Source organism: Halothiobacillus sp. DCM-1 (assembly GCF_045689735.1).
Lineage (GTDB): Bacteria > Pseudomonadota > Gammaproteobacteria > Halothiobacillales > Halothiobacillaceae > Halothiobacillus.
The window spans coordinates 2,046,087-2,058,871 of sequence record NZ_CP142685.1; the positions used below are offsets into that span (position 1 = coordinate 2,046,087).

Genomic DNA, 12,785 nt, shown 5'->3' on the forward strand with positions numbered 1-12,785 from the left:
TAGCAATTTCACACATAACGATTTTCTGATTCCCCGCAAAAAGCCTGATCAATGACCCGGTTAATTTTCGCTAAACTCGGGATAAATTTGCGCGTTTGATTGGACACAAACAAAGGAAGTTGAGTTTGGCTATCCGCCATTGGTTCGGTTCGATCCGGTTTTTGATCATTACCTCAGCACTGGGCGTTTCTCTGCTGGTGGCGGCGGCGATGTACTGGGCCACGGCGGATGTGTTTGATCGCGCGGTGCGGCAATCTGCTACCGAAATGTCCGCCTCGCTCGCCGACGGCACCTTCAATGCCATGTACCAGATTATGCGCCAGGGCTGGACGCGGGCGCAGCTCAATGAGTTTCTCGCCACCATCCGCACCCAGGCCAACAACGAGGGCGCGCGCATCGAACTGTATCGCGGCAGCCGCGTCATTGCCCAATATGGCCCCATCGAACAACCCAACCCGGATCAGGGCGTGCTGGCCGCCTTTAAAACCGGCCAGGCGCAGGTGCAGATGGCCGCTGGGCTGGTGCGCTATGACCGCCCGCTGATTGCCGAAACCCAATGCCTGGCCTGCCACACCAACGCCCAGGCGGGCAATGTGTTGGGTGTCCTCTCGATTGCCCAGCCGGTAGCGACACTCACCGCGCGTGCGCATGAGCAGCTTTGGCAGCGGATGCTCTGGATCATGCCGATCCCGCTGCTCACCGCGCTGCTGATTGCCTTACTGCTCTCCGGGCGCATGGGTCGTTCGCTGCAATCGCTCAAAATGGCCATCGCCCGGATCGAACGCGTGGAGGATCTTTCCACGCTCCGCTTTGCCGACGCGAAACTCGGCTTTACCGAGCTCGATGGGGTCTTGGCCGCTGCCGACCAATTCGCCGACCGCGTGCGCCATCTCGCGGTGGATCGTAATTTGCTGGAGTTCGAAATCCACCTGCTCGAACGGTTCGTCATCACCTCGGATGTGGTGCGCGACTGGCGACGCTATGTCTGCAACCTGCTGCGGGAAATCAATACCGTCATCGAGGTGCATGGCGTGTTCGCGGCCTTTGCCGTAGGCGAACGACCGGCCGGGGTCGAGCTGTTCTGGTTCGACCCGCCGGATGAATCCGTGGCAGCCAGCATCAGCCAGCGGGTGCGGCAAACCATCAGCACCAGCCTTGGGGTGAGCCTGGCGGCACTGGTTCCGCGCCAACACAGCATCGATAAGCAGTCGAACCGTCGCCTGAGTGATCCGGCCAGCATTGATCTGCGCATCAAGAAAATCGAAATCGATACCCCGGCGCTGCGCGGCGTGGTGGGCGTCATCGTGCCGCACAGCGCGCTCGCCGAACCCGTGGCGCAACTGGTGATCGAATCCATCCTCTCCACAATGCTGAATGTGATCGGCTCGGTGCGCGCGATTGAAAAACACACCGAAGATCTGGAGTTTTACGCCACCCGCGACCCCCTCACCCACCTGTATAACCAGCGCATGTTCTGGTCGTTGCTGGACTACGAGGTGGGGCGTGCCGCCCGTCATGGCTATGCATTTGCCGTGCTGGTGATCGACATGGACAACTTCAAGTCGATCAACGACACCCACGGCCATGCCTTCGGTGACCAGTTTCTGCGCCAAGTGGCCGAATCCTTGCAAGACAGCCTGCGTTCTGGCGACATTCTGGCGCGCTACGGCGGCGATGAATTTGCCGCGATTCTGCCCGAGGCCGGCGAAAAAGAAAGCATCATGGTCACCGAGCGCCTGCTCGCCAAACTGCGTCGGTTCCGCCTGCGCGCGCCAGACGGCAGCACCGTCGGAGCCTCGCTCTCCGTCGGCATCGCCATGGGGCTGCAGCATGCCGAAACCGCCCGCGGATTGTTTGCCATCGCCGATGCGCAAATGTATCGCGCCAAGCAGAATGGCAAGAATGGCTTCGCCTTTCCGGAGAGCGACGCACCGCTCGATGATCTGCCGCACCCGGTCATCGAGGAACAGGCCTTGCTGGCTGCGCTGCACGATGGCGGCCTGGAGATCGACTTCCAGCCCATCTTCCACATCGAAAACGCCCCCGGCGATCCGGCGGAAGAATTGCTGTTGCATCGCGTGGGGGTCGAAGTTTTTGCCCGCATCATGATCGGCAAGCGGCGGCTGGTCGCGCAGGATTTCATTGGCCTGCTCGAACGCAAAGGGGTCATTGCCGAATTTGATCTCGCCATCGCTGACCTGCTGCTGCAAAAAGAACCCATGCAACACGGTGATGGCTTGCTGTTCATCAATATCTCACCCCGCACGGTGCGGCAGGGTCGCTACCTGAGCGATATCGCTCAGCGTGTCGATACGCTCGGCATTGCCCGCCATCGCCTGGTGTTTGAGCTCAATGAGCGGGAATCGCTGGCCGATCTGCACCTATTCGATCATTTTGTCGAAGAACTGCACAATTTTGGCTTCAAATTCGCCATCGACGACGCCAGCTCCGGCCACTGGGTGTTCCAGCACCTGCGCCGATATACCGTGGATTTCATCAAACTAGATGCCAACTGGCTGGCCAACCGCGAACGCATCGACCGGGATCGCGCCTTCATCGACAGCCTGCTGGGTCTGGCACGCACGCTGTCCGTCACCATCATCGCGCACCGCATCGAAACGCCCAAAGAACTCGCGGCGATTCGAGCCGCCGGCATCACCTGGGTGCAGGGGCACTGGTTCGATCAGCCTCGCCCTGCGCCGGACAGCATTCCACCCAGCCAATCCCCCAGCACACCGCCCGAACCGATCCTTTGAACGGCGACGCGGCGCCTATTCGATCCCGACACAACCCGGGGCGTAGTCAATGATCAGCGGGGCATGATCGGAAAACTTTTCCGCCCGGTAAACGGTGGCGCGCGTCAGGCACGGCGCCAAAACCGGCGAAATGATCTGATAATCGATCCGCCACCCCACATCGTTGGCCCAGGCATTCGCCCGATTCGACCACCAGGTATATACCGGGGTATCCGGCAACAAATGCCGCTGGGCATCGACCAGCCCCAATTCGCCGAATACCCTGTCCAAAAATGCGCGTTCGTGCGGCAGAAAGCCGGAGTTTTTCTGATTGCTGCGCCAGTTTTTCAGATCGATTGCCCGATGAGCGATATTCCAGTCGCCGCAGAGAATGACCGGCTTCGAGCCCGCCGCCAACGCCGCGAGTTTGGGTAGATATTCGATCAGGAATCGGTCTTTAGATGCCTGCCGGTGATCGCCCGCGGACCCCGAGGGCAAATACAGCGAGGCGACCAGCAGATTCGGGTATTCAAAGGCGACATAGCGCCCTTCGGCATCGAATTCCGGCAGATCCAGCGCCCGATGAATCTGCTGTGGCGCTTGCCGCGCATAGATCGCCACCCCGCTGTAGCCTTTCTTTTCGGCCGAAACATAGGCCGTGGTATACCCCAGCGGATGAAACAGGGCATCCGTCAGTTGATCGGGCTGCGCCTTGGTTTCCTGAATACACACGAAATCGGCCGACTGGGTGGCCAGCCAGGTAAAAAACCCTTTACTGGCCGCCGACCGAATGCCATTGGCATTAAACGAAATCACCCGCATCCGCCGCCCCTTTTTCCATCCAAACCGACTCCGCGACACCCCGGCGGCGGCGACCCCTGCGCACGCATCCTTCAGGCAAAGGGATTGAACACCTCGTCCTTTTGTTTGCGATGGCGTTTGAGTTCAAAAGACAAAACCTGCACGATTTCCTGCTCATCCGGCGGGCGGGCGGCACGGCGCTGGCGTTGACTCAGCTCGGCATCGATGGACTGGATCAACCGTTCGAGTTCGGCGACAGACAAGCCATCGAGCTCATGATGCAATGCGGTTTTCAATACAACTAACTCACGGCAACAGAAAAACGGGGTTGATAATGCGGGGCAAAACGCTCCGTGCGGATGCGCAAATCCCGGAAATGGGTGGTCACGGTCAGGGACTCCCCCACCTCAACCACAGAAAGCCCTCGATCCGGTTGATTTTCATACGCTCCGGTGTCAATCCAGAGACGGTTCCCGGCCCGGCGCGGCGCATTCAAAATGCTGTGGCCGTGGATGACCCAAGCAATGCCATTGACCGCGCGATCCTGATGATCCCCGCGCAACAGCGACTGGAACTGGGTACGACCGGAGAGAATCGGCTCGATGGTCGGCTCTTCCCGCGCCTGATCCCAGAACCGCACTTTCTTGATGCGTTCCAGCCGCGACACGCTGCGGCTCCATTCCCAATCGGGCAGTTCGGCATGCACCACGCCCACCGCGCGGGTGCCATTACCAATCTGGATCATCAGCGGCATCTGGCTGATCAAGTTCAGGATTTCCGTGATCAGATCCGCCCATTTGTCATCATTCAGTGCATCGTAGGCATCCAGCAACCAGTCCGCGCCCGCCGTTTTCAGCCGTTGGCGCGCCGGCGCTTCCAACTGGCGCTGCAACAAGGCGTGCCGGTGCTGGCTCAGCAGGCGCTCATGATTGCCCGCCACGGAAAAAAACCAGGGTTCAGACAGCAGGCGGAGGGTGTTGAGCGAATCCGCGCCGCGATTGATCAAATCCCCCACGGCCACTACCCGATCCACTTCAGGACGGAACTGGTGATACTCCAGCGCTTTTTCCAGCCGCGCCAGGTTGCCGTGCAAATCGCCAACGACAAAATCACGCCCATGCGGGTTATTCAGTAATTGTTTGAATAATGTCATTAATAATCGGTAAATTCTGTGACGGGTCATGCAGGCGCAACAACAAAAGTACGCCAGAAACAACGCACCGACGGGCGCCAAGAAAGCCGCCACCCAAGGGTGAGAAAATTGATTCCCGATCATGCCACCCGGTAGGCGCGCCTGTCAAGAATTAGTCCCGCTAACCGGCTGATGCTTAAGTCTTTCGGTGCAATCGCTCAAGCCAGACCCAGAACCACTGGCCGAGCTTCCTAGCAGGCCGTTGAAAAGCGTGTTTCAACGACCTGCTAGCCAGACGAGCCAAACTCCGCCAGAATCGACATGTCATTTCCATACTTGGTGGCTTGCGATGTCTGAAACGCCTCCTCAATCCCCCTTGACGCCCAGCGACATTGCCGAATTCATCGCGCACGAACAACAACAAGAACGCCGCGGAGACTTTGTTGCGCGGCCGGTTCAGCTTCAAAAGCTGAACCAGTTTGGCTCACCGCAATTGGCCGTTCTCACTCGGGAATCCGAGCAGGGATTGACCGTCGCCGGCTTGATGGCGGCCGAGATTGGCGATGAGCTGGTGGTGTACGACGACACCGCGCCTCAGGGGCGGCAAATTCTTTGCGGTGTCGTGGAATCCGTCCGTGCGGCACACCGACCGGCCGATGCCATCAAGGGAATGCGGCTTTTCTATCTGAGCCGACAGTTGGTCGAGCAGGCCGATAGCGCCGTGGCAGCCGCCGCTGGCTGATTCTCGCGCTCGCATGGCTCCACCTTCCCCCACGCCGCATCAGGCGCTGATCGATGCCGCAACCGCCGCTGGCGCCACGGCGGAACAATCCACGCAACTCCTCCGCGTCGTTTCTGCCAGCCCCTTCATCGCGCAATACCTTGCACGAACGCATGGGCTTTGGCCAAGCTTGCTGCCGCTGCTCAACACCCGCAATGCGCCGGGCGATCTCGCCGCCCGCTTTGATGCGGCGCTTACTGGCCTGACCGATGAGGCCTTTGATGCCCGATTGCGCCAGTTACGCCAACAGGAAATGATCCGGATTGGCTGGCGGGATCTCTGCGGCTTGGCCGAAACCGAAGAAACCCTGCTGGATTTGTCCGAATTGGCGGATCAGGCGGTGCAACACGCGCTGCGTCACCACGAGCAGGCGCTCACCGCCCGGCATGGCAGCCCGCGCAATGCGGGCGGCGAGCCGGTTCAACTCGTGGTGCTCGGCATGGGCAAGCTCGGCGGACAGGAGCTTAATTATTCCTCGGATATTGATCTGATCTTCCTGTTTGAGGAAGAAGGTGAAACCGACGGTGCCCGCCCACTCAGCCACAGTGAGTTTTTCACCCGGCTGGGGCGACGCCTGATTCGCAGTCTGGATGAAGTCACTGCCGAGGGCTTCGTGTTCCGCGTCGATATGCGCCTGCGTCCCCACGGCGACGAAGGCGCCCTCGCGTTGCCCTTTGACGCGGCCGAGGTGTACTACACCACGATCGGCCGCGAGTGGGAGCGGTACGCGCTGATCAAGGCGCGGGTGATCGCGGGGGATTTTGCGGCGGGCGCCCGCCTGCTCAACCTGCTCAAGCCCTTTGTGTACCGCAAGTACCTAGATTTTGGCGCGTTCGCCCAACTGCGCGACATGAAACAGGCCATCGAGCGGGAGATGCAGCACAAAAATCTCGCCGACAACATCAAACTCGGCCCCGGCGGGATTCGTGAAGTCGAATTTATCGGCCAGTTATTCCAGCTGCTGCGCGGCGGTCGTGAACCGGCCTTGCAGAGCCGACGCATCCTCGACACCCTCGACACCCTGGCACAAATGGGCGAACTGCCCGCCCCTGCCGTCGAAGAATTGCGCGCCGGATACGATTTTCTGCGCCGGGCGGAAAACCGCCTGCAAATGCAGTATGACCAACAGACCCAAACCCTGCCGACCCAGCCGGAAGATCAGGCGCGCCTTGCCCGGGCGATGAATCAGGCAGACTGGCCTTCGTTTCTCGCGGAACTGAATCGGCACCGACAACAGATTCACCGCCACTTCAGCGCCGTACTCAATACCGACCGCAGCGCGCCCAGCGCATCGGATCCGTTTCATCGCCTCTGGCAGTCCATCTCGTCAGAGGATCTGCCCCTGGAGGCGCTGCAAACAGCCGGGCTCACCACCCCCGAGGGGACAATCCGCCAGCTGCGCGACTGGCGCAAAACTTTGCACCGCGGGCTCAGCGCCACCGTGCAGACACGACTCAACACCCTGATGCCGCAGGCACTGCGGGAGATCGCCCAGCACCCGCATCAGGCCGAGACGCTGGATGCGGTGCTCGCCCTGATCGACGCCGTCCTGAGCCGCTCGGTGTATCTCGCGCTGTTGATCGAGCAGCCGCAAGCGCTGGCGCATCTGGTCAAGCTGTGTGCCGCCAGCCCCTGGATCGCCAAATTGATCCGCCAGCAGCCGATTCTGCTCGATGAACTCATCGATGCCGATGCGCTGTACCACCCGCCCGCCAAAGAGGCGCTCCGCCAGGAGCTGGCGAGCATTCTCGCGCGCTTTGCCGATGATGAAGAGCGACAATTCGATGAGCTGCGCCGGTTCCGGCAGATGGCGACCCTGCGGGTGGCTGCGGCCGATGTGATGGGCGTGCTGCCGGTCATGCGCGTGTCCGATCAGCTCACCTGGCTGGCGGAAGTGGTGCTCGACGCCGTGCTGGATTTTGCCGCCCGCCCCCTGCGCGCCCGGCATGGCGACCCAGTCTGCCCTTGCGACAACGGCAATCGTCAGCCTTCACTGGCGATCATCGGCTATGGCAAGTTGGGCGGGATCGAACTCGGCTATGGCTCCGATCTGGATCTGGTGTTCCTGCATGATGCCGATGAAGCCGAAGGACAGACCACCGGCCCCAAGCCGCTGGACAATGCCGTCTATTTCGCCCGCCTCACGCAAAAAATCATCCACGCCCTCAGTGCCCGCACCCCGGCGGGCGTGCTCTACGAAGTGGATACCCGGCTGCGCCCCGATGGTGCGGGCGGCTTGCTCGCCAGCCACATCGAGGCGTTCGCCCAGTACCAACAACACAAGGCGTGGTTGTGGGAAACCCAGGCGCTGTGCCGGGCGCGGGTCATCAGCGGCAGCCCGGCGCTCCGGGCGCGTTTTGCCGAGATTCGTCAAGCGGCCATTTGCCAGCGGCGCGATCCAGTCGTCCTGCGCGACGGCGTGCTCGGCATGCGGCAAAAAATGCGCGAAGAACTGGACAAGGACACCGCGCGCGGCCTGTTTCATTTGAAGCGCGGGGTCGGCGGCATCACCGACATCGAATTTATCGTGCAATTTCTGCTGCTGGGGCATGCCGTCGATGCTCCGAGCCTGATCGAGCACACCGACAATATCCGCCAGTTGCGCGCGCTCGCGCAGGGGGGCGTCATCGACACCGGATTGGCCGAGCGGCTCGTCTCGGCGTATCAACGCCTGCGCGATGCCAGCCATCATCTCACCCTGGATGAAGCCAGCCTCGCCGTGCCACCCGAAGACTTTGCCGAGGAACGCGCGATCGTCATCGACGCCTGGCAACAGATTTTTGCCGATTGAAGCCGGCGCGGGGACAGCGCCCCGCCGTTTTCCCGCACGCAACCTTACTCGAACAGCGCCGCACCCGCCTCGGTCTGCCAGAGCACCGGCGCATGATCCGACGGCCGTTCCCAACCGCGCGGGGTTTTATCCACCCGGCATTGCCACGCGGTCGCCGCCAATGCGGGACTCACCAGAATATGATCGATCCTTAAGCCCAGATTGCGCCGAAAACCCGCTGCCCGGTAATCCCACCAGGTGAAGCTTCCCGCCGGTGCCTGCGTGCCGAGGGTGTCGGTCAACCCCAGCGCGAGCAGTGCCGCAAACGCCTGTCGCTCGGCCGGTGAGCACAGCACCGCGTTCTGCCAGGCCGCCGGATCGTACACATCCGCATCGGTTGGCGCGATATTGAAATCCCCCATGATCACGAGCTTGTCGTGCGCGGCGGCTTCTGCGCGCAGCCAGTCGGTAAATGCCGCCAGCCAGCGAAGCTTGTAGGCAAATTTGTCGGAATCGAGCGACTCGCCATTCACGACATAGGCATTGATCACCCGCAATCGCCCGAAAGTTGCGGCGATCACGCGGCGCTGCGGGTCATCGAATCCGGGAATCTCGGTACAGATCTCGGTCGGCTCCGGCAAACCCTGGCGATACAGCAAGGCCACCCCGTTGTAGGTTTTCTGGCCATTGAGCAAGGCGCGGTAGCCCGCGGCCTGCAACGCGGCGGTATCCACCGCTTCATTGACCTGCTTGAGTTCCTGCAAACCGACGATCGAAGGGCGCTCGGCGGCCAGCCAGTCGCAGACCTGCGGCAGGCGCACATTCAGCGAATTGACATTCCAGGTGGCGATCGCGGTCACAGGGGCTCCTTCGGGCAGGGTGCGAAGCCAAAGTCACAGGCCCAACGAGCAGGCCGAACTAGGCGGTACGCAGGTAATAGGCGGTAATCAACAGAAAAAACAGCGGCAGACTGCTGGCGAACAAGACCAGACCCCAGCGGCCATAACGCCGCGCCAGCGCGGTTTGATCGAGTGCCGAAATCAGGTACGGGCGACCCATGCCGGCACGATAATTCATCAGATGCGTTTGTGCCGGTGGGCGAGCCTCGCGCTGCGCCGCCGCCACTTGCGTCACCGCCGCCTGGCGCGCGGCCTCCCATTCCTCCGCACTGATCTGCCCATCTCGATTCGTGTCGAAGGCACGCATCTTCTCCGGATCCTGCTTCCACGCCGCGAGCAACGCCCGAACCGAATCCTGCTCGACGATCGCCGGATCATGCTCGATGGTCTGGAACCAGCCCAGGGCATAAATCGCCTCGCCCGGGTGGAGCAGCCGCTCGGTGTAGCGATACGACCCGGTGAACCAGCCACTCGACGAAACCCCAGCCGACACGATCGGCCGCTCGGTGTCACCGTACCAGACGCGCGTACTGACCGTGGTCACCGTGGCATGATCGGGATCGAGATAACAGCCCCCCGTGGCATCCCGCACCGTGATCAACGCATCACTCACCGCGTGATAAATCCGTTGCCAGCCTTTTTTGCCCTCGGAATTCCGCTGATCCACCTGAACACTGAACCAGACACAGGGGGTCGCGGTGAGCGGTGAAGCCAAAGGTTGATCCGCATCGAGCTCCGCCGTCCCCTCGATTTCGACATAGCCCTGCGACGCCGACGCAATCCGCGCCGTCGGCGTATTGCGAATCCAGGCCGACTGCCGCAACCAATAAATTCCCGCGCCCAACACGCCAAGCAGCACGACCAGCAGCCCGAACAGCCAGCCGTGGTATTCGTTCGGGGTCAGCGTGTTCAGCCACTGTTGATAAGCCGCCATACGGACTCGGCGCGCGCCGGGAACGGGTTACGATGAGAACAGGGTCTTGACCGACACATCCTGCAGCTCATCCTCGCGGAAGGTGAGGAGTTTGAACGGACGGAAACGGAACAACTGCGCAATCAGCACATCCGGGAACTGCTCGATGCGCACATTGTTGATGTTGACCGCCGCGTTATAGAACTCGCGCCGGTCGGCGATCATGTTCTCCAGACTGGAAATGCGCTGTTGCAGATGCTGGAAGCTGGTATTGGCCTTCAGTTCGGGATACGCCTCCGCCACGGCATAGAACCCGGCAAGCCCGGTGCGCAAATGGCCTTCAGCCAAGCCCAGCGCATCCAAATCGCCGCGCTCCTGGGCGCCGTGTACCGCCGCACGCGCCTGCATGACCTTTTCCAGCGTGGCCTGCTCATACTGCATGTACTGCCGCGCCGTTTCGACCAGCTTGGGCAGCTCGTCGTGGCGCTGTTTGAGCAGGACATCGATATTCGACCAAGCCTGCGACACATTGTGCTTGAGCACCACCAACCCGTTGTACAGGATGATGGCCCAAACGACGATCAATCCGACGATAAACAACAGCACCGACAGCGTGACACCCATCTCTGGCTCCTTGATCGTCCGGCGCGGCAGGCCGGATCTTGTGGATTATCCAAGGCCATCCCCTCCGGCGGCATGATGAGCCCGGCGTGATGACCAGCGCCCCATTCTGCCACAGGGCGGCGCGGAAAATCCGCCCATCCGGGCTTTCATATCCGAGCCTCCTTAGAACCGATAATACTGGGTGTTCAGGTACTGCGTGACGGCATCGGTTTCTTCTTCAAACCAGCCGATGTTGAAATGATTGGCGCAGGCACCCACCATGGTGTGCAAACTGGCGAGCGACTGGATTTTTTGCCCGCGCCGGGATTCGTAGAATGCCGCGTTGTGGGGTGCTTTGTGACAGCCCGCGCAATGTTCTGCATGCAACTGTTGACCAAAACTCGGATCATGCGGCGCCGCCTGTATTGACGCCCCCCCCAGACTCAAGCCCAGACCAAACCCAATCCCCAAAACCCGGCGTACAATTTGTTTTCGGCTCATCGCGAACTCCTGTCGACAACGCTTGAACGGATGGATTACGCAAGAGGAGTCTAGTCAGCCGTGGCAGAATCCTTCCATTAAACTTTCCTATATCGGCACATCGGAATTTCTTAGGTATCTTATTGATTATGTTTGTTTTATACGGAATTTCCGCCTGCGATACCGTGAAAAAGGCCAGGCGCTGGCTCGACGACCGGGCTGTCGCCTATGCCTTCCATGATTTCAAAAAGGCTGGGGTGCCCGAAGCGCAGCTCGAACACTGGCTAAACGAATTTGGCTGGGAAACGGTAATCAACCGGCGCGGCACCAGTTGGCGAAGCCTGCCCGAGACGGCGCGCAACACGATGGATGCCTCAGCCGCCCGCGCGGCGGCGCTGCACAATCCCAGCCTGATTAAGCGGCCAATCCTCGTCACCCCGCAGCGCACGCTGATCGGTTTTGACCCCCTCCTCTGGCAAGAAGTCTGCGTATGACCCCTCACTCCGACCCCACGATTCGCCTCGCGCAAGACTTGGTCGCGCGCGCCTCCGTCACGCCGGACGATGCCGGCTGCCAGCCGCTGCTCATGGCACGGCTCACCGCGCTCGGCTTTGGCTGCACCCCGCTGCGCTTTGGCGTCGTCGATAATTTTTGGGCGGAACGCGGCCAGCGCGGCCCCTTGTTCTGCTTTGCCGGTCATACGGATGTCGTACCGGCCGGCAGCCTCTCGGCCTGGTCCGTGCCACCGTTCGCCGCCACGGTGGTCGATGGCGTGCTGATCGGGCGCGGCACGGCCGACATGAAAGGCTCGATCGCCGCGATGGTCACCGCCTGCGAACGGTTTCTGGCGCGCGTGCCGGAACCCGCCTTCCGCCTAGCATTCCTGATCACCAGCGATGAGGAAGGCGTCGCGGTCGATGGCACGGTCAAGGTCATCGACTGGCTGGGCGCGCAGGGCAAAACCATCGACTGGTGTCTGGTCGGCGAGCCGTCCAGCCGGGCGCAACTCGGCGATGAATACAAAATCGGCCGCCGGGGCTCGATCACCGCCAATCTCGTGATTCACGGCAAGCAGGGGCATGTGGCCTACCCGCATCTGGCCGACAACCCGGTACATCGCGCCGCGCCCTTTCTCGCCGAACTCACCGCCATCGAATGGGATCGGGGGAACGCGCATTTCCCGCCCTCCACCCTGCAAATCGCCAATATTCAGGCCGGCACCGGCGCCAATAATGTGATTCCGGGCGAATTGACGGTGCAGTTCAACCTGCGCTTCAACACCGAAACCACCGTGGCCGACATTCAGCAGCGCGTGGCCGATCTACTCGCGAAGCATCAACTGCGGCATACCCTGAGCTGGTCGATTTCCGGCCAGCCCTTCCTGACCCGCCAGGGCGCTTTCGTGACGGCCATCGAAACCGCCGTGGCCAAAATCACCGGCACCCGCCCCCTGCCCTCGACGGCGGGCGGCACTTCCGATGGGCGATTCATCGCGCCCACCGGTGCCGAGGTCATCGAATTGGGGCCGTTGAACGCCACGATTCACCAAATCGACGAGCAAGTCCCCGTCGCGCATTTGCAGGCGCTCTCGCAAATCTACGAAGCGCTGCTCGACGAATTGCAGGCGCGCGCCGCATGACGGCAACCCCCGCCCACCCCCGGCAGAACGCC

At 61.3% G+C, this 12,785-nt stretch carries 12 protein-coding genes; 5 read left to right on the forward strand and 7 right to left on the reverse strand.

What is annotated here, in order from left to right; all coding sequences use genetic code 11:
• The first annotated feature begins 125 nt into the window (after positions 1–125).
• Positions 126–2,756 (forward strand): diguanylate cyclase, encoded by a 2,631-nt coding sequence (locus VOI35_RS09550; RefSeq protein ID WP_407275818.1) that lies wholly within the window; start codon positions 126–128, stop codon positions 2,754–2,756.
• Between the two features lie 15 nt (positions 2,757–2,771).
• Here VOI35_RS09550 and VOI35_RS09555 read toward each other — a convergent pair whose 3' ends face one another.
• The 3 genes from VOI35_RS09555 to VOI35_RS09565 all read right to left on the reverse strand — a co-directional run bounded on the left by VOI35_RS09555 (position 2,772) and on the right by VOI35_RS09565 (position 4,689).
• Entirely contained in the window at positions 2,772–3,557 is a 786-nt protein-coding gene (locus tag VOI35_RS09555; protein WP_407275819.1) for an exodeoxyribonuclease III, read from the reverse strand.
• A gap of 71 nt (positions 3,558–3,628) precedes the next feature.
• Positions 3,629–3,832 (reverse strand): hypothetical protein, encoded by a 204-nt coding sequence (locus VOI35_RS09560; RefSeq protein ID WP_407275820.1) that lies wholly within the window; start codon positions 3,830–3,832, stop codon positions 3,629–3,631.
• Between the two features lie 5 nt (positions 3,833–3,837).
• Positions 3,838–4,689, reverse strand: coding sequence for a metallophosphoesterase (locus tag VOI35_RS09565; RefSeq protein ID WP_407275821.1), 852 nt, complete (start codon positions 4,687–4,689; stop codon positions 3,838–3,840).
• Positions 4,690–5,017: 328 nt separating this feature from the next.
• Here VOI35_RS09565 and VOI35_RS09570 point away from each other — a divergent pair, with 328 nt between their 5' ends.
• Together VOI35_RS09570 and glnE are read left to right on the forward strand one after the other, a co-directional pair.
• The gene (locus VOI35_RS09570; RefSeq protein ID WP_407275822.1) at positions 5,018–5,410 is read left to right on the forward strand and encodes a hypothetical protein; all 393 of its coding nucleotides are present in this window, start codon (positions 5,018–5,020) and stop codon (positions 5,408–5,410) included.
• A gap of 13 nt (positions 5,411–5,423) precedes the next feature.
• Positions 5,424–8,240, forward strand: a complete 2,817-nt coding sequence (glnE, locus tag VOI35_RS09575; RefSeq protein WP_407275823.1) for a bifunctional [glutamate--ammonia ligase]-adenylyl-L-tyrosine phosphorylase/[glutamate--ammonia-ligase] adenylyltransferase — start codon at positions 5,424–5,426, stop codon at positions 8,238–8,240.
• Positions 8,241–8,284: 44 nt separating this feature from the next.
• Here glnE and xth read toward each other — a convergent pair whose 3' ends face one another.
• The 4 genes from xth to VOI35_RS09595 all read right to left on the reverse strand — a co-directional run bounded on the left by xth (position 8,285) and on the right by VOI35_RS09595 (position 11,135).
• A complete protein-coding gene (xth, locus tag VOI35_RS09580; protein WP_407275824.1) occupies positions 8,285–9,079 on the reverse strand; it encodes an exodeoxyribonuclease III in 795 nt (264 codons plus the stop codon).
• Positions 9,080–9,137: 58 nt separating this feature from the next.
• Complete coding sequence (locus tag VOI35_RS09585) at positions 9,138–10,052, reverse strand: GIDE domain-containing protein (RefSeq protein ID WP_407275825.1); 915 nt, start codon at positions 10,050–10,052, stop codon at positions 9,138–9,140.
• A gap of 27 nt (positions 10,053–10,079) precedes the next feature.
• Complete coding sequence (locus VOI35_RS09590) at positions 10,080–10,655, reverse strand: LemA family protein (RefSeq protein ID WP_407275826.1); 576 nt, start codon at positions 10,653–10,655, stop codon at positions 10,080–10,082.
• Between the two features lie 162 nt (positions 10,656–10,817).
• A complete protein-coding gene (locus tag VOI35_RS09595; protein WP_407275827.1) occupies positions 10,818–11,135 on the reverse strand; it encodes a hypothetical protein in 318 nt (105 codons plus the stop codon).
• A 128-nt stretch (positions 11,136–11,263) separates the two neighbouring features.
• Here VOI35_RS09595 and VOI35_RS09600 point away from each other — a divergent pair, with 128 nt between their 5' ends.
• Both VOI35_RS09600 and dapE read left to right on the forward strand, forming a co-directional pair.
• Positions 11,264–11,608, forward strand: coding sequence for an ArsC family reductase (locus tag VOI35_RS09600; RefSeq protein ID WP_407275828.1), 345 nt, complete (start codon positions 11,264–11,266; stop codon positions 11,606–11,608).
• Positions 11,605–12,753 carry a succinyl-diaminopimelate desuccinylase gene (dapE, locus tag VOI35_RS09605; protein WP_407275829.1) on the forward strand — a complete coding sequence of 383 codons (1,149 nt, stop codon included), beginning with the start codon at positions 11,605–11,607 and terminating at the stop codon, positions 12,751–12,753. Before VOI35_RS09600 ends, dapE begins: the two co-directional genes overlap by 4 nt.
• Positions 12,754–12,785: the final 32 nt, after the last annotated feature.